The 18,000-nt window shown below is 54.8% G+C and carries 14 protein-coding genes; 6 read left to right on the top strand and 8 right to left on the bottom strand.

The window, feature by feature from the left end:
• Positions 1–58: 58 nt before the first annotated feature.
• The 3 genes from ldtC to OGX81_RS16285 all read right to left on the bottom strand — a co-directional run bounded on the left by ldtC (position 59) and on the right by OGX81_RS16285 (position 6,094).
• Entirely contained in the window at positions 59–1,024 is a 966-nt protein-coding gene (ldtC, locus tag OGX81_RS16295; RefSeq protein WP_104869144.1) for a L,D-transpeptidase LdtC, read from the bottom strand.
• Between the two features lie 420 nt (positions 1,025–1,444).
• Entirely contained in the window at positions 1,445–4,891 is a 3,447-nt protein-coding gene (gene mfd / locus OGX81_RS16290; protein ID WP_104868794.1) for a transcription-repair coupling factor, read from the bottom strand.
• A gap of 129 nt (positions 4,892–5,020) precedes the next feature.
• On the bottom strand, positions 5,021–6,094 hold the full coding sequence (locus tag OGX81_RS16285; RefSeq protein ID WP_012132800.1) for an acyltransferase family protein: 1,074 nt from the start codon (positions 6,092–6,094) through the stop codon (positions 5,021–5,023).
• Positions 6,095–6,355: 261 nt separating this feature from the next.
• Here OGX81_RS16285 and lolC point away from each other — a divergent pair, with 261 nt between their 5' ends.
• The 5 genes from lolC to cobB are packed head-to-tail and all read left to right on the top strand — an operon-like array spanning position 6,356 to position 11,274.
• On the top strand, positions 6,356–7,555 hold the full coding sequence (gene lolC / locus OGX81_RS16280; protein WP_114647634.1) for a lipoprotein-releasing ABC transporter permease subunit LolC: 1,200 nt from the start codon (positions 6,356–6,358) through the stop codon (positions 7,553–7,555).
• Complete coding sequence (gene lolD, locus OGX81_RS16275; protein ID WP_071258222.1) at positions 7,548–8,249, top strand: lipoprotein-releasing ABC transporter ATP-binding protein LolD; 702 nt, start codon at positions 7,548–7,550, stop codon at positions 8,247–8,249. Before lolC ends, lolD begins: the two co-directional genes overlap by 8 nt.
• On the top strand, positions 8,249–9,493 hold the full coding sequence (gene lolE / locus OGX81_RS16270; RefSeq protein ID WP_024130429.1) for a lipoprotein-releasing ABC transporter permease subunit LolE: 1,245 nt from the start codon (positions 8,249–8,251) through the stop codon (positions 9,491–9,493). Before lolD ends, lolE begins: the two co-directional genes overlap by 1 nt.
• A gap of 32 nt (positions 9,494–9,525) precedes the next feature.
• Positions 9,526–10,437: an N-acetylglucosamine kinase gene (nagK, locus tag OGX81_RS16265; RefSeq protein WP_104868793.1), complete on the top strand. Its 912-nt coding sequence runs from the start codon at positions 9,526–9,528 to the stop codon at positions 10,435–10,437.
• A 15-nt stretch (positions 10,438–10,452) separates the two neighbouring features.
• A complete protein-coding gene (gene cobB, locus OGX81_RS16260) occupies positions 10,453–11,274 on the top strand; it encodes a Sir2 family NAD+-dependent deacetylase (RefSeq protein WP_071258218.1) in 822 nt (273 codons plus the stop codon).
• 101 nt (positions 11,275–11,375) lie between these two features.
• Here the strand turns inward: cobB and potD are convergent, their stop codons facing one another.
• From potD to potA, 4 genes are read right to left on the bottom strand one after another with little or no spacing between them, the layout of a single operon-like run.
• The gene (potD, locus tag OGX81_RS16255; RefSeq protein WP_071258216.1) at positions 11,376–12,422 is read right to left on the bottom strand and encodes a spermidine/putrescine ABC transporter substrate-binding protein PotD; all 1,047 of its coding nucleotides are present in this window, start codon (positions 12,420–12,422) and stop codon (positions 11,376–11,378) included.
• Positions 12,423–12,446: 24 nt separating this feature from the next.
• A complete protein-coding gene (gene potC, locus OGX81_RS16250) occupies positions 12,447–13,226 on the bottom strand; it encodes a spermidine/putrescine ABC transporter permease PotC (RefSeq protein ID WP_012132793.1) in 780 nt (259 codons plus the stop codon).
• On the bottom strand, positions 13,223–14,080 hold the full coding sequence (gene potB / locus OGX81_RS16245; RefSeq protein ID WP_049011765.1) for a spermidine/putrescine ABC transporter permease PotB: 858 nt from the start codon (positions 14,078–14,080) through the stop codon (positions 13,223–13,225). The genes potC and potB overlap by 4 nt, the downstream gene beginning before the upstream one ends.
• Complete coding sequence (gene potA / locus OGX81_RS16240) at positions 14,064–15,200, bottom strand: spermidine/putrescine ABC transporter ATP-binding protein PotA (protein ID WP_012132791.1); 1,137 nt, start codon at positions 15,198–15,200, stop codon at positions 14,064–14,066. Before potA ends, potB begins: the two co-directional genes overlap by 17 nt.
• Before the next feature lie 250 nt (positions 15,201–15,450).
• On the opposite strand from potA, the gene pepT reads away from it, so the two are divergent.
• The gene (gene pepT, locus OGX81_RS16235) at positions 15,451–16,677 is read left to right on the top strand and encodes a peptidase T (protein WP_047457474.1); all 1,227 of its coding nucleotides are present in this window, start codon (positions 15,451–15,453) and stop codon (positions 16,675–16,677) included.
• 109 nt (positions 16,678–16,786) lie between these two features.
• Here the strand turns inward: pepT and roxA are convergent, their stop codons facing one another.
• Positions 16,787–17,908 carry a [50S ribosomal protein L16]-arginine 3-hydroxylase gene (gene roxA / locus OGX81_RS16230; protein ID WP_104868792.1) on the bottom strand — a complete coding sequence of 374 codons (1,122 nt, stop codon included), beginning with the start codon at positions 17,906–17,908 and terminating at the stop codon, positions 16,787–16,789.
• Positions 17,909–18,000 lie beyond the last annotated feature (92 nt).

The raw sequence follows: 18,000 nt of genomic DNA, 5'->3' as shown, positions 1-18,000 counted from the left end.
ACTGCTACTGCCACAAAAAAGCCCCGCTGTCTGAGCGGGGCTTTTTTATTATCCGACGTTACATCGACTGCTGCGTTATCCCGGGATGGCGGGTGACATCGACCGGCATTCCTGAACGCACTTCCATAACATGCTCCATAACGGCGGCATCGGTCTGTGCGGCATCTTTGAAAGCCTGCATTTGACCGTTCAATACGATCGGCAATATTTGCGGATCGTCATCAATATTCTTCGATAACGGCTGGTGGACTTCTACCAGGCGCATGCCGCCAGGTTCAACGGACGCTTTGATCGGCGTATTAATAATGTTGACCTTCGTACCCGGCGTGACCTGACGGAACAGCGTCTCAATATCACTGTCACGCAGGCGAATACAGCCGGAACTGACGCGCATCCCGATACCGAAATCAGCATTCGTGCCGTGCAGCAAATAGACGCCGCCATAAGCCGCTAAGCGGATCGCATGATGGCCCATTGGGTTATCCGGTCCGGCGGGAACCACGGCAGGGAGGTCTATCCCCTGAGCTTTGTAACGGGCGCGGATATTCGCCGTAGGCGTCCAGGTTGGATTCGCGCGCTTATCCGAAACGGTAGTGACCATCGTTGGCGTCAACGTATCGCCACCCAGTTGACCGATACCGATTGGATACACGGTCACCGAATTTTTTCCGGGAGGATAGTAATACAGACGCAATTCGGCGAGGTTAATCACAATACCTTCGCGCGGCGCATCCGGTAGTAAGGTTTGCAGAGGGATGGTCAGAACGCTGCCCGCGCGGGGAACGTAAGGATCAACGCCCGGATTTGCCTGTAGCAACGCTAAAAAACCGACATTGTATTTTTTAGCAATCGCCTCCAGCGAGCCGCCGTTGTTTTCGACAACGTGAAATGTATTTTCGCCCACCAGTTTGCTGCCGGGAGGAGGAAGCGGCCAGGTGTTTGCCTGCGCCGGTATCGCCAGCGCTACGGACGCGGCGAGCGTAAAAAACGCCAGCCAGCGGGAAAGTCGCATGTTATTCATTATCATCACAAATCAAAGGGTTATTGTAATAAATTGAGTCAATGATCATTATGGCGGGTTGTCATGTCTTGAAGTGCAAGAGAAGTGCAAAGTGTTGTAAATGTGGGCGAAAACGCGGGGGATGGCAGAGGGCATTACGCCCGGTGGCGCTGCGCTTACCGGGCCTACAGGGTATGCTTCCCGTAGGCCGGATAAGGCGATGTACCCGGTGGCGCTGCGCTTACCGGGCCTACAGGGTATGCTTCTCGTAGGCCGGATAAGGCGATGTGCCCGGTGGCGCTGCGCTTACCGGGCCTACAGGGTATGCTTCCCGTAGGCCGGATAAGGCGATGTGCCCGGTGGCGCTGCGCTTACCGGGCCTACAGGATATGCTTTCCGTAGGCCGGATAAGGCGCTTGCGCCGCCATCCGGCGTCGTAGGGCGTTACGCCGCCGCGTTTTCTTCCAGTTGCGCCATAAACTGGCGCACCCAGTCCATACGCGTTTTACGCTCCGCCAGATCCTGAATAAACTTCAGGCGTGTCGGGCCGTCGAGGCGGAAGTGCTGTGGTTGTTTTTGCAACAGACCAATCAGCCAGGTTGGGTTAACGTGATTTTTCTCGGCAAACTCGATCGTACCGCCTTTCTCGTTGCCTTCCAGTTTTCGAATGCCCAGCTTCTGTGCCTGTTGGCGCAGACGCGCGATATCCAGCAGATTGCGCGCCGGGTCAGGCAGCAGGCCGAAACGGTCGATCAGCTCTACCTTGAGCTCCTCCAGCTCGTTTTCGTTTTTCGCACTGGCAATGCGTTTATAGAACGACAGACGCGTATTCACATCCGGGATAAAATCATCCGGCAGCAGCGACGGCATACGCAGTTCGACTTCCGTCTGCTGGCTGGTGAGGTCTTCCAGCGACGGCTCACGTCCGGCTTTCAGCGCATCCACAGCGTTTTCCAGCAGCTCCATATACAGCGAGAAGCCGATAGTCTCCATCTGCCCGCTCTGATCTTCGCCAAGCAGCTCGCCAGCGCCGCGAATTTCGAGGTCGTGAGTCGCCAGCGCAAAACCGGCACCCAAATCTTCCAGCGAGGCAATGGCTTCCAGACGTTTTTGCGCGTCGGTCGTCATCGCTTTTGGATGCGGCGTCAGCAGCCAGGCATACGCCTGATGGTGCGAACGTCCAACGCGGCCACGTAGCTGGTGTAGCTGCGCCAGGCCGAAATGGTCGGCGCGCTCAATGATGATCGTGTTCGCGGTTGGAATATCAATACCGGTTTCGATAATGGTGGTACACACCAGAACGTTAAAGCGCTGGTGGTGGAAGTCGTTCATAACGCGCTCAAGTTCGCGCTCGCGCATCTGCCCGTGACCAATCGCGATGCGGGCTTCCGGCACCAGTTCCGCCAGTCGGTCCGCGGCTTTCTGGATATTCTCCACGTCGTTATACAGATAATACACCTGGCCGCCGCGCAGAACTTCACGCAGGATAGCCTCGCGCACCACCAGGTTGTCATATTCGCGGACGAAGGTTTTTACCGCCAGACGACGGGCGGGCGGTGTGGCAATGATCGACAGATCGCGCATACCGCTCATCGCCATGTTGAGCGTACGGGGGATTGGCGTTGCCGTCAGCGTCAGAATATCAACGTCGGCGCGCATTGCCTTGATGCGCTCTTTATGCCGTACGCCGAAACGGTGCTCTTCATCGACAATCAGCAAGCCCAAATCTTTTAATTTCACATCGCTTTGCAGCAGCTTATGAGTGCCGATCAGAATGTCGATTTTCCCCTCAGCGACCTGCTCAAGGATCTGCGCTTGCTCTTTGGCGCTACGGAAACGGGAGAGCATTTCGATGCGCACCGGCCAGTTGGCGAAGCGGTCGCGGAAGTTATCGAAATGCTGTTGCGCCAGCAGGGTGGTAGGCACCAGCACCGCGACCTGTTTGTGGTTTTCCACCGCCAGGAACGCGGCGCGCATCGCCACTTCGGTTTTCCCGAAGCCGACGTCGCCGCACACCAGACGATCCATTGCCAGCGGTTGGCACATGTCGCTCAGGACGGCGTTAATGGCCTGCGCCTGGTCTGGCGTGGTCTCGAACGGGAAGCTGTCGCAGAACAGTTGATACTGCTCGCGATCGTGCTTAAAGGCGAAACCTTCTTTCGCCGCGCGCTGGGCGTAAATATCCAGTAGCTCTGCCGCCACGTCGCGCACTTTCTCCGCGGCTTTCTGTCGGGCGCGAGACCAGGCGTCGCCGCCCAGTTTATGCAGCGGCGCGTTCTCTTCGGCGCCTCCGGCATAGCGGCTGATGAGATGCAAAGATGACACCGGTACGTACAATCTGGCGTCGTTGGCGTAGGTGAGCATCAGGTACTCGCCCTTGATGCCGCCGGCTTCCAGCGTCGTCATACCCGCATAACGCCCCACACCATGCTCAAGGTGTACCACCGGCTGGCCAGGATGCAGTTCCGCCAGGTTGCGGATCAGCGTGTCGGGGTTAATCGTGCGGCGTGAGTCCTGACGGCGACGCGCAACGCGTTCACCCAGCAAATCGCTCTCGCAAATAAGCGCCAGATTACGCTGCGTATCAATGAAGCCATGCTCCGCAGCGCCAATCATCAGGTAACGTCCGGCGTCGAGCGCCTCATCCAGGCGCAAAATTCGTTTGGGTGAAATTTTAATACGGGCGAGCAGTTCCCCGAGCGCTTCGCGGCGGCCTTCGCTTTCTACGGAGAAAATGACCGGCCCGTTGAAGGATTCAAGAAACCTACGCAGCGCGTCCAGCGGCGCTTTTTGCTGCGCCTGTACCGCCAGATCCGGCAGTTTCTGGAAACCCAGATTGGTATTCGCCGCCTTACCTGGCAGATGTTCGGTTTTTAACTGTACGCGGGGCCAGCGTTTGAGTTCAGAGAACAGCTCATCGACCCGCAGCCACAGAGATTCCGGCGGCAAAAGCGGGCGCATAGGATCGACGCCACGGTTTTCAAAACGCGCCAGGGTATCGGCCTGGAAGCGTTCAGCGCTGTTTTCCAGCGCGCCGGTATTCACCAGCAGCGTGTTCGCCGGGAAGTAGCTGAACAGAGGCGGCAGCGTCTCGTTGAAGAACAGCGGCTGCCAGTATTCGATCCCGGCAGGCAGCGTGCCTTTACTGACCTGCTGGTAAATATGCTCGGCGTCGCGTTTAACTTCAAATGTGTCACGCCACTGGCTGCGGAACAGCTCGATGGCCGTTTTATCGGTCGGAAATTCATGCGCGGGCAGCAAATTGATGGCGTCGACTTCTTCCAGCGTACGCTGGGTATCGGCATCAAACAGGCGCAAACTGTCGATTTCATCATCAAAAAAATCAAGACGATAGGGCTGTTCGCTGCCCATCGGAAACAGATCCAGCAGCGCGCCGCGAGTGGCGTATTCACCGTGTTCCATGACCTGATCAACATGACGATAGCCCGCGCTATCCAGCTGTGCGCGCAGGGCGTCGCGCGACAAACGCTGACCCTTTTTCATCACCAGGGCGTGGCCGTGCAAATAACTGTGCGGGCAAACGCGCTGCATCAGCGTATTTACCGGAACAATCAATACGCCGCGCTGCATTGACGGCAACTGGTAAAGCGTGGACAGGCGTGAAGAGATGATTTCCTGGTGTGGGGAAAAGCTGTCGTAAGGGAGCGTTTCCCAGTCCGCCAGATTCATCACCAGTTGGTCGGTGAACTGGCGAACTTCGTCATGCAGGCGCAGGGCGTTTTGCATGTCAGGTGCAATAAGTACGATTGGGCCAGCATGGCGCTCGGCAATCTCCGCCACCAGCGTGGCGCAGGCGGCGCCGGTAAGCTCGCCCAACTGGCGCTGATCGCCGGGTTTGGTTGGCAGAGTATAACGTTGTTGTTCAGGCATAGTGGTTGCAGGATCTCTATTGGGTATACACCACACTATGGGGGCATATCACTGATAAGCAATGCTCTTTATTATCCGTGATCGTTTCTCTTTAGCAAATTGATTCGCCCCCGGGAGGGGGCGAAAAGATTAACGCGAATAGCTGGTAACGGCGGGGAGAGAAGGCGGAGAGAAGAAGAGATCGGCAAACAGGCGTTGCGAAATTTTTCGGACGGTAAGGCCCGTCAGCGTGCAAATCAGCAGACTGGCAAAGGGGTAAACCAACAGCAGAGCAAACTCAAGCTGCGGCGACCATGCCGCGCCGTTGATTTTCGGAATCAACGTTAAGCTGAACGCTTCGACCAGGATACGGTGGGTTGTATAGATAGCAATAGTGTTTGAGCCGATGACATTCAGCAGACTGGAAGAACGCATGCCGAAGCGCTGCTCATACTGATAGAAAAGCTTCATGATCAGCACAATCGACACCAGTGAGAGCAGCAGGGATACATTAGCCAGCCAGGCGATGACGGCGAGCAGCGCAATGCCCGCAAACGCGATAGCATAACGACGCAGTGGGACATGCTTAATCCACTCCATCAGCGTGGCGCCAAACCAGGCGCCGAGGCTGTAGTAAGGCAGGTTGCGGATCACGCTGTTCATTCCCCACCACGGCGTCGGCACGAAGTTTATCGTCACGCTCAGCAGTACAAACAGTACGAACAGTGGTTTTGCCCATTGGCTGAAAACTTTACACAGCACAAAATAGACAACCAGCGCATACAGATACCAGAGGCTGGTGCTGGCCGTCAGCATTCCGTGAATAAACTCGCCGACGGACCCGGCATAAGCGGCGTTGGAGGCATTGTTGATGTCGCGTTCGGGCGCCAGCCAGTGGTTGAGCCAGCTAAGCGCCAGCCATTGCGCCACTCCCCAGAGCGCCAGTACCCAGACAATGCTCCAGATCCGTTTATCAATACAGGTTCCCCAGGGCACGCTGTCAATATAGCGGCGGATCAGATACCCGGAAATAAAGAAAAACACCGGCATGCGAAACGGCGCCAGATAGAGGTTAAAGTAGATCCAGCATTTCGTCAGGATCTCCGATAACGGATACTGGAAAGCGGTCAGGTGGGGATAGAACGTAATCACAGAGTGATAAATGACCACCAGGCAGATGCATAACCCTTTGATTTGGTTGATCCACAATTCTTTTTGTTTCATCAGGACGGCGTACTCGTGTTATTCAACATAGCCTGTGATCCTGCGGGCGGGGATCGGTGTTGTAATGCGTAACATTCTGTATTTTATTTTTTTAAGATAAAGATCAGGGTCAAGGGTGAGTATCAAAGCAGGTATCTTCAGGAAGTTGATTTCTTGATACTTTTCAGAATTACGCTGACGAACACTTACGGTTCAGTCATTTACCCATTCCGCTTTCGCTTATATACTCAGGGCTTTGCTAACAGCAACCAGACGGATTTCATGTACCAACCTGTCGCTCTATTTATTGGCCTGCGTTATATGCGTGGGCGTGCAGCAGATCGTTTCGGTCGTTTCGTCTCCTGGCTTTCCACCATTGGCATTACTCTCGGGGTGATGGCGCTGGTCACGGTATTGTCGGTGATGAATGGTTTTGAACGTGAACTGCAAAACAACATCCTTGGCCTGATGCCGCAGGCAATTCTCTCGTCTGAGCAGGGCTCCCTTAATCCACAGCTGATACCCGAAAAAGCGGTTACGTTGAATGGCGTCAATCGTATCGCGCCGCTTACCACGGGAGATGTCGTGCTGCAAAGCGCGCGTAGCGTCGCCGTGGGCGTGATGCTGGGTATCGACCCGGCGCAAAAAGATCCCTTAACGCCGTATCTGGTCAATGTGAAGCAAACCTCTCTTGAAGCGGGCAAGTATAATGTCATCCTCGGCGAGCAGCTTGCCGGGCAGTTGGGCGTCAATCGCGGCGATCAAATTCGCGTGATGGTGCCTTCCGCCAGCCAGTTCACGCCAATGGGACGCCTGCCGAGCCAGCGCCTGTTTACGGTGATTGGCACCTTCGCGGCGAACAGCGAAGTGGATGGCTACCAGATGCTGACCAATATTCAGGATGCGTCGCGCCTGATGCGCTACCCGGCGGGCAATATCACCGGCTGGCGCTTGTGGCTTAATGAGCCGCTGAAGGTGGATACCCTCAGCCAGCAGACGCTGCCGGAGGGGACGAAATGGCAGGACTGGCGTGAGCGAAAAGGCGAGCTGTTCCAGGCCGTGCGCATGGAAAAAAACATGATGGGTTTGCTGTTAAGCCTGATTGTCGCCGTGGCGGCGTTTAATATTATTACTTCGTTAGGTTTAATGGTGATGGAGAAGCAGGGCGAAGTGGCTATTTTACAAACCCAGGGGCTGACGCCGCGCCAGATCATGATGGTGTTTATGGTTCAGGGCGCCAGCGCCGGGATTATCGGCGCGCTGCTGGGGGCAGTGCTGGGCGCATTGCTGGCCAGCCAACTGAATAACCTGATGCCGATCATTGGCGCATTCCTGGATGGCGCTGCGCTGCCGGTGGCGATTGAACCGCTACAGGTTGTTGTTATTGCGCTGGTGGCGATGGCCATCGCGTTATTGTCCACGCTGTATCCTTCCTGGCGCGCTGCCGCCACCCAACCCGCTGAGGCTTTACGTTATGAATAAGATCCTGTTGCAATGCGACAACCTGTGCAAACGCTATCAGGAAGGCTCCGTGCAAACCGACGTGCTGCACGATGTCAGCTTCAGCATTGGCGAAGGCGAAATGATGGCGATTGTCGGCAGCTCCGGCTCCGGGAAAAGTACGCTCCTGCACCTGCTGGGCGGCCTGGATACGCCGACGTCGGGCGATGTCATTTTTAGCGGCCAGCCGATGAGCAAACTCTCGTCGGCGGCGAAAGCGGAACTGCGCAACCAGAAGCTTGGCTTTATTTATCAGTTCCATCACCTGCTACCGGATTTCACCGCGCTGGAAAACGTCGCGATGCCGCTGCTGATCGGCAAGAAAAAAACGGCTGAAATTACCGAGCGGGCGCGTGAAATGTTGCAGGCGGTGGGGCTGGATCACCGAGCTAACCATCGTCCATCCGAACTTTCCGGCGGCGAGCGTCAGCGTGTCGCCATCGCCCGAGCGCTGGTCAACAATCCGCGCCTGGTGCTGGCGGATGAACCGACCGGCAACCTGGATGCGCGCAATGCTGACAGTATTTTCCAGCTTCTGGGCGAACTCAATCGCGCTCAGGGAACGGCGTTTCTGGTGGTGACTCACGATTTGCAGCTGGCGAAGCGAATGAGCCGTCAGCTTGAAATGCGCGACGGTCTGCTGACGGCAGAACTGAGCCTGATGGGAGCTGAGTAATGGCTTCGCCTTTATCGTTATTGATCGGCTTGCGCTTTAGTCGCGGTCGTCGACGCGGCGGTATGGTGTCGCTGATTTCCGTTATCTCGACTATCGGCATCGCGCTGGGCGTGGCGGTACTGATTGTCGGTTTAAGCGCGATGAACGGTTTCGAGCGCGAGCTGAACAACCGTATTCTGGCCGTGGTGCCGCATGGTGAAATTGAAGCTGTGAATCAGCCGTGGACTCACTGGCGCGAAGCGCTGGAAAAAGTGCAGCACGTACAGGGGATTGCAGCGGCAGCGCCCTATATCAACTTTACCGGGCTGGTGGAGAGCGGGGCGAATCTGCGCGCAATCCAGGTGAAGGGCGTGGACCCGAAACAGGAACAGCGCTTGAGCGCGCTGCCGTCGTTTGTGCAAAACCATGCCTGGGATAACTTCAGGGCGGGCGAGCAGCAGATCATCATTGGCAAGGGCGTTGCCGATGCGCTGAAAGTGAAGCAGGGCGACTGGGTGTCGATCATGATCCCCAATGCCAGCGCCGATCATAAATTGCAGCAGCCTAAGCGAGTGCGTCTGCATGTGACGGGGATTCTGCAACTGAGCGGTCAGCTCGATCACAGCTTTGCCATGATCCCTATGGAAGACGCGCAGCAGTACCTGGATATGGGGGCCAGCGTGTCCGGCATCGCGATTAAGGTCAACGATGTCTTTAACGCCAATAAATTGGTACGGGACGCTGGCGAAGTGACCGACAGTTACGTTTACATTAAGAGCTGGATCGGTACTTACGGCTATATGTACCATGATATTCAGATGATCCGCGCCATCATGTATCTGGCGATGGTGCTGGTGATCGGCGTGGCCTGCTTCAATATCGTTTCGACGCTGGTGATGGCGGTAAAAGATAAGAGCGGCGATATCGCGGTATTAAGAACCTTAGGGGCGAAAGATGGCCTAATCCGCGCCATTTTCGTCTGGTATGGGCTGCTGGCGGGTCTGCTCGGCAGTCTGTGCGGCGTGGCGATTGGCGTGGTCGTCTCGTTGCAACTGACCCCTATTATCGAAGGCATCGAAAAGCTGATAGGGCATCAGTTCCTTTCTGGAGACATCTATTTTATCGACTTCCTGCCATCCGAATTACACTGGCTGGACGTTATTTACGTACTGGTTACGGCATTGTTGCTGAGCTTGTTGGCGAGCTGGTATCCGGCGCGACGCGCCAGCAATATTGACCCCGCGAGAGTGTTAAGCGGCCAGTAGTCGCAGTACATAAGAACAAGGAGCGGTGCGTGATGCATTACGGGTTTGACATTGGCGGGACAAAAATTGCCTTAGGCGTGTTTGATAACGAGCGACGTTTGCGCTGGGAAAAACGCGTACCGACGCCACGCGAAGGCTATGAGGCTTTTTTAACCGCGGTCTGCGATCTGGTGGCGGAAGCCGACCAGCGGTTTGACGTAAAAGGTTCCGTGGGCATTGGTATTCCCGGGATGCCGGAAACGGAAGACGGAACGCTGTATGCCGCCAATGTTCCGGCCGCCAGCGGTAAACCGCTCCGCGCCGATCTCAGCGCCCGGCTGGATCGTGATGTTCGCCTGGATAACGACGCGAACTGCTTTGCACTGTCGGAAGCCTGGGATGATGAGTTCACGCAGTATCCGCTGGTCATGGGGCTTATCCTCGGGACGGGCGTAGGCGGCGGACTGGTGCTCAACGGTAAGCCGATCACCGGTCGCAGCTATATTACCGGCGAGTTTGGTCATATGCGTTTGCCTGTCGATGCGCTCACCCTGATGGGGTTCGATTTTCCTCTGCGTCGCTGCGGCTGCGGTCAACTGGGCTGCATCGAAAATTATCTTTCCGGCCGCGGGTTTGCGTGGCTGTATCAGCATTACTATCATCAACCTCTACAGGCGCCGGAGATTATTGCTTTGTGGGAGCAAGGTGATGAACGCGCGCGTGCGCATGTTGAACGTTACCAGGATTTACTGGCGGTCTGCCTGGGGAATATCCTCACGATCGTCGATCCCGATCTGGTGGTGATTGGGGGAGGATTATCAAACTTCACTGCTATAACAACGCAACTGGCAGACAGGTTGCCACGTCATCTCCTTCCTGTTGCTCGTGTACCGCGTATTGAACGGGCGCGACACGGTGATGCGGGCGGGATGCGCGGCGCTGCCTTCTTACATCTTACCGATTAATCAAAAGAGGTTGTTATGCAGTCGCGTCGGGCTCATCGATTAAGCCGTTTTCGTAAAAACAAACGCCATTTGCGTGAACGCCTGCGTCAGCGAATCTTTTTCAGAGACAGAGTGGTGCCGGAAATGATGGAAAAACCAAGAGTATTAGTTCTTACTGGAGCGGGAATCTCTGCCGAATCCGGCATTCGTACATTTCGCGCCGCTGATGGTCTCTGGGAAGAGCATCGGGTTGAGGATGTGGCGACCCCGGAAGGGTTTGCCCGCGATCCAGAACTGGTTCAGTCATTTTACAACGCCCGCCGTCAGCAGTTGCAGCGGCCTGAGATTCAGCCCAACCCGGCGCATGTCGCGCTGGCAAAACTGGAAGAGGTGCTGGGCGATCGTTTCCTGCTGGTGACGCAAAATATCGATAATCTGCATGAACGCGCGGGCAACAAGAATATCATCCACATGCACGGCGAGCTGTTGAAAGTGCGCTGCTCCCAGAGCGGGCAAATTCTGGACTGGACGGGCGATGTGACTTCAGACGATAAGTGCCATTGCTGCCAGTTCCCGGCTTCGCTTCGCCCGCACGTCGTGTGGTTTGGTGAAATGCCGCTTGGCATGGATGAGATCTATATGGCGCTGGCGATGGCGGATGTGTTTATCGCTATCGGAACATCCGGGCATGTTTATCCGGCGGCCGGGTTTGTGCATGAGGCCCGCCTGCACGGCGCGCATACGGTCGAGCTAAATCTTGAACCAAGCCAGGTCGGCAGCGAGTTTGAAGAGAAATATTATGGCCCGGCAAGCCAGGTTGTACCGGCGTTTATTGAGAAATTATTGAAAGGACTGTGATTTTTTTGCCGGATGGCGGCGAATGCCTTATCCGGCCTACGGTTTGCATTTATCCAGGCCCGATAAGCGCAGCGCCATCGGGCATTCTTTACAACGCTGAATTAGCGTCCCGCTTTCAGCTTCTGATAATACTCTTCATAGATAGCACTGGCGGAACCCACGTCGTTCTGCCATTCCCCTTTATTGATGGTGTCGGCATCAGGGTAGAGTGATTTATCATTTGCCACTTCAGGACTTAACAGCTTACGTGCGGCCAGGTTCGGCGTCGGATAACCGATGGTTTCCGCCACTTCTTTCGCCACATCCGGGCGCAACAGGAAGTTGATCAGCTTCAGCGCGCCTTCTTTGTTTTTGGCGTTCGCCGGAATAGAAAGGCTGTCCATCCAGAAAATACCGCCTTCTTTCGGCCAGATAACCTCAAGCGGCGTCCCTGCCTGACGTGCAACGTACGCAGAACCGTTCCACACCATCCCCAGGTTGACTTCGCCTTCCATATACGGGTTAGCCGGGTTGTCGGAGTTGAACGCCGCCACGTTTGGCATCAGTTTTTTCAGTTCGTTATACGCCGCTTCAATCTCTTTAGGATCGGTGGTGTTGCCGGAGTAACCCAGCTTACGCAGCGCCATCTGGAACACTTCACGCGCATCGTCAGTCAGCAGCAGGCCGCCTTTATACTCAGGCTTCCACAGGTCAGCCCAACTGGTGACGGTTTTCGGGTCAATTTCGTCGCTGTTAACGCCAATTGCCGTTGCGCCCCAGATATACGGGATGGAGTAGTCGTTATTCGGGTCAAACGGTTTGTTGAGCATTTCAGGATCGAGGTTGTGGAAGTTGGTTAACTTCGTTTTGTCGATCTTCTGGATCATGCCCTCTTTACGCATTTTATCGACGTAATAGGTGGAAGGCACCACCAGGTCGTAGGCGCCGTCTTTATACGTTTTCAGCTTGGCATACATGGTTTCATTCGACTCGTAGGTCGAATAGATAACCTTAATGCCCGTCTCTTTAGTGAACTGTTCCAGCAGTCCTGGTGGAACATACTCGGTCCAGTTGTAGAAATAGAGCGTGTTGTTGTCATCAGCGTGAGCGGCGCTCATGCCCAGTGCCAGAGCACCCGCCGCGAGCAGGTGGCGTGACCATTTTTTCATTTAACGTCCCCTGAATAGTGGGCCTCAACGGCCCTTGGTTTTATCACGAGCAATAAGCTGGCTGGCGATGACCATAACCAGCGACAGAACCAACAAAATCGTTGCCAGCGCATTAACTTCCGGTGAAACGCCGACTTTTACCATTGAGTAAATTTTCAATGGCAGAATCTCATAGCCAGGCCCGGTGACGAATGACGAAACCACCACGTCATCCATCGACAGGGTGAAACTGAGCAACCAGCCAGCCGCGACCGCAGGCATTGCCAGCGGCAGAATGATCTTACGCAAAATCGTGACTTCACTGGCTCCAAGGTCTTTTGCCGCTTCCAGCATCCGCACGTCAAACCCTTTCAGGCGCGAGTAAACGGTAACGACCACGAAGGGCAGGCAAAAGGTGATATGCGAAAACAGCAACGACCAGAAGCCCAACTGGATGCCGAGCAGCATAAACAGCACCAGCAGTGAAATCGCCATTACAATATCCGGCGACATCATGACGACGAACAGCATGCCGCTGACAAACGGTTTACCGCGAAAACGATAGCGATACAGCGCCACTGCCGTTAGCGAGCCGATGATCGTGGCAAAGGTGGCCGAGAACACCGCCATCGTCAGCGAGTGCTGTGCCGCCTGCAACAGGCTGTCGTTATTCATCAGCAGGCTGTACCAGTTGGTGGTAAAGCCCTGCCAGTTGATGCCAAAGCGCGAACTGTTAAAGGAATTCACAATCAAGATGATGATTGGAATATACAGGTACGCGTAGATAGCGGTCATAAAACCGCCACGAAGCAGTCGACCGATCATTCGAGTTCCACCTTCTTATTCAGCAGCCGCGATGCGCGCCAGTAAACCAGCAGCATCAGGCCCATCACAATCGTCAGCGTAATGCTGGTGGCTGCGCCAAACGGCCAGTCGCGAATGTTCAGGAACTGAACCTTAATAACGTTACCAATCAGCAGGTTCTTTGCTCCACCCATCAGGTCAGAGACATAGAACAGCCCCATCGCCGGCAGCATCACCAGTAGACACCCGGCGATGATCCCCGGCATGGTCAGTGGAATAATAATGCGAATAAAGGTCTGCAATTTACTGGCGCCCAGATCGCGGGCGGCCTCCAGCAGCGGCTTATCCAGTTTTTCAATGCTGGAGTAGAGCGGCATCACCATAAACGGCAGCAGGATATAGACCAGACCGATAATGACCGCGCCCGGCGTGAACATGATGCGGATCGGGGCGTCAATCACACCCAGCCACAGCAGGAACTCGTTGAGATAGCCCTTGGTGCTGAGAAAAATTTTCAGGCCGTAAATACGGATCAGCGAGTTGGTCCAGAACGGCACGATCAGCAAAAACAGCAGCAGCGGACGCACTTTTTCCGGCAGTTTCGCCAGAAACCAGGCAAAGGGATAGCCGAGCACCAGGCAGGCGAAGGTGGCAATGAGCGCCATATTGAGGGAATGCAGCAATACCTCAAAATAGAGCGGATCGAGCAAACGAGCGTAGTTATCCAGCGTAAAGACCATTTTGACGAAGTTCGCGTCATCACGGGTCAAAAAGCTGGTACCAATAATCATCAGGTTGGGCAGAAAGACAAACAACACAAGCCAACCAACGACAGTGACAATCACCACATTCTGGAATTTACTTGTGTTCTTCATCAGCCAGTACGACCTCCCAGCTTTCTACCCAATTAATGGCCATTTTTTGGTCGAGAGAGTGGTCGAAGTCAGGATCGTCTTCATTGAAGAATTCGCTGACCATCACCATTTTGCCATTTTCCAGTTCGACGACGGACTCCAGCGTCATACCTTTGTAGTTGCGCTCGCGCACGTAGCCGATGAGACCTTCAATGTGGTTATCATCGTTAATTTCATCAACGCGCAGATCTTCCGGGCGTAACAGTACGTTCAGTTTCTGACCAGGAACGACGGCAAAGTTAACATAAATATTGCACTCGCGTCCTTCTACATTGGCGCGTACGCGTTGTTCGTCCAGACGTTCAATTACCGTGGCGTTAAACATGTTGATTTCGCCAATGAATCCGGCGACGAACAGGTTTTTCGGCTCCTCATAGATTTCTCGCGGCGTGCCGTCCTGCTCAATAATGCCGTCGCGCATCACCACGATACGGTCAGACATGGTCAGCGCTTCTTCCTGATCGTGCGTAACGAACACAAAAGTGATGCCCAGCTTACGCTGCAACGCTTTCAGTTCGTTCTGCATCTGCTTTCGCAGCTTGTAATCCAGCGCGGAGAGGGATTCATCCAGCAGCAATAAACGCGGTTTATTGACGACGGCGCGGGCGATGGCCACACGCTGCTGCTGCCCGCCGGAAAGCTGATGCGGCTTTCGCTGCGCAAACTCTTCCAGTTGCACCATGCGCAGAGCGTCGGTGACGCGAGGGGTAATCTCGGCGGCGGGGGTTTTCTGCATGCGTAAACCGAAAGCCACATTTTCAAATACGGTCATGTGGGGGAATAACGCATAGCTTTGAAAGACGGTGTTCACATAGCGGTGTTCCGCTGGAACGTCGGTGATGTCCTGGTTATCCAACATGATATGACCGGCATCAACATTTTCCAGACCGGCAATCAGGCGCAGAACGGTTGTTTTACCGCAGCCAGAGGGGCCAAGCAGCGTGAGGAATTCGCCGTTATTGATGGTCAGATTCAGATTAGAAATGACCTCTTTTCCGTCGAAGCTTTTGCGAATTCCCGCCAGTTGTACCAGCGGTGAAAGCGAACGCGGTTGTTTATTCAATTTTTTACTCTGTCCCATGTAGACGCAACGGATGGCTGACCGATGCGGGGTTTGTGGTTAACCACCTTGGTGACTCTTAATGAGGGCGGTCATTCTACGGCAAACCGCTAAAATCGCCAATCCTTGTTGCGAATTACTGGCTTAGCTTTATAGTCAGAAAAAGTGTCTACGCGAAATATTCTCGTTTGCAGGGATAAAAGTGACCTGACGCAATATTTGTCTTTTCTTGCTTATTAATAATGTTGTCACGAAAAGTGAGGGTGACTGCATGGATAAACTACTTGAGCGTTTTTTACACTACGTGTCGCTGGATACCCAATCAAAGGCGGGCGTACGGCAAGTGCCCAGCACTGAGGGCCAGTGGAAATTATTACATTTGCTCAAACAACAGCTCGAAGAAATGGGGCTGGTGAACGTCACGTTAAGTGACAAAGGGACCGTCATGGCGACGCTGCCAGCCAACGTTGCTGGCGATATCCCCGCGATTGGTTTTATCTCTCATGTGGATACCTCACCTGATTTCAGCGGTAAGAATGTGAATCCGCAGATTGTGGAAAACTACCGTGGTGGCGATATTGCGCTAGGGATCGGCGATGAGGTGCTGTCGCCGGTGATGTTCCCGGTTCTGCATCAACTGCTGGGGCAGACGCTGATCACCACTGACGGGAAAACGCTGCTGGGCGCTGATGACAAAGCGGGCGTGGCGGAAATCATGACCGCGCTGGCGGTACTGAAACAGAAAGACATTCCGCACGGTGATATTCGCGTGGCCTTTACGCCGGATGAAGAGGTCGGTAAAGGGGCGAAACATTTTGACGTTGAGGCTTTCGGCGCGCAGTGGGCTTATACCGTTGATGGCGGCGGCGTAGGGGAACTGGAGTTTGAAAACTTCAATGCGGCCTCCGTGAATATCAAAATCGTGGGCAATAACGTACACCCCGGTACGGCGAAGGGCGTGATGGTGAATGCGCTGTCGCTGGCGGCGCGTATTCATGCCGAGGTTCCGGCGGATGAGAGCCCGGAGACGACCGAAGGCTATGAAGGCTTCTACCATCTGGCGAGTATGAAAGGCACCGTTGATCGTGCGGATATGCACTACATCATTCGTGATTTCGACCGCAAACAGTTTGAAGCCCGCAAGCGCAAAATGATGGAGATCGCTAAAAAGGTCGGGAAGGGGCTGCACCCGGACTGCTACATCGAGCTGGTGATCGAAGACAGCTATTACAATATGCGCGAGAAAGTGGTCGAACACCCACATATTCTCGATATTGCACAGCAGGCAATGCGTGACTGCGATATTGTGCCGGATATGAAGCCGATTCGTGGCGGCACTGACGGCGCCCAGCTTTCGTTTATGGGCTTACCGTGCCCGAACCTCTTTACCGGCGGCTATAACTATCATGGCAAGCATGAGTTTGTGACGCTGGAAGGGATGGAGAAAGCGGTGCAGGTGATTGTGCGTATTGCGGAGCTAACTGCGAAGCAGCAGTAATGGTGTCGTGGTGTGATGGCGCCGGATGGCGCTTCGCTTATCAGGCCTACCGTGCGTAGGCCTGATAAAATGCGTTCGCGTTGCCATCAGGCTCAATCGCAATAACTTATTACCCTTCGAAGAACCAGTACCCGCTGTTGACCAGCGCGGCCAGCATTGCGAGGAACGACGGGTCTTCCAGCGCATCGCCAAAATTCTCGGCGGTTAGCACGATGTGACTGGAGAGCGCCTCCAGCGCCGGGCGGTGCGGAGAATCAATCTTCTCACCGTTGGCGTAGACCTCATCGCCAATGCGCAGGACGCGTAAGCCGCCCAGACGCACCAGCACATCGCCTTGTTTCAGCGCATCATAGATCTCATCCGGCTGATACGGCGGTTCCGGCGGCGCGATGTCCAGTTCGTGACGAGACTGGGAGATAAATTCGCCAAACCACTGTTTAAAGTGTTCAGGCTGATTGATCAGGTCGAGCATCATTTCACGCAGCTTGTCCATCTCCTGCGGCAGAACGTCGGCAGGATGCTCGCGCGGCGGGATATCCGGGTCGCTGTAATAGGTGCTGCCCAGCTCGCGTTGCAGAACGTAGTCGGCAAAACCGCTGATCAGTTCACGCGTATTCGGCGCGCGGAAACCAACCGAGTAGTTCATCGCGTTTTCCAGCGCGTAGCCTTCGTGCGGGAATCCCGGTGGGATATACAGAATATCGCCGGGCTCCAGCTCTTCATCAATGATGGCTTCAAAAGGATCGACCTGGAGTAGATCCGGGTGAGGGCAATGCTGCTTCAGTTGCAGCTTCTCGCCTACGCGCCAGCGGCGGCGACCGGTTCCCTGAATGATAAAGACATCGTACTGATCCAGATGCGGACCCACGCCGCCGCCAGGGACGGAAAAGGAGATCATCAGATCGTCAATACGCCAGTCTGGCAACGCGCGGAAAGGGCGTATCAGCGCAGCGGTAGGTTCATGCCAGTGGTTTACGGCCTGAACCAGCAGCGACCAGTTGTTCTCGCCGAGATGGTCGTAACTCTCGAACGGGCCGTGGCTGACCTGCCATTTACCATCCTGATGGCTGACCAGACGGCTATCGACTTCGCTTTCCATCGCCAGTCCCGCCAGTTCGTCAGGGGAGAGCGGATCAATGAAGTTGTTGAACCCGCGTTTTAACACCACCGGGCGTTTTTGCCAGTGGCGTTCAAGAAATTCGGGCCAGTTAAGTGTTAATTGATATTCCATGTTGATTATCCGCAGGCTGGTATCTGACACCGATTATAACGGATGCTTAACGACATGCGGTGAAGAACATACATAAATATTACACGCCAGCG

The organism is Citrobacter sp. CK206, assembly GCF_030333125.1.
Lineage (GTDB): Bacteria > Pseudomonadota > Gammaproteobacteria > Enterobacterales > Enterobacteriaceae > Citrobacter_B > Citrobacter_B koseri.
This window is presented reverse-complemented; position numbering and strand designations above follow the sequence as displayed.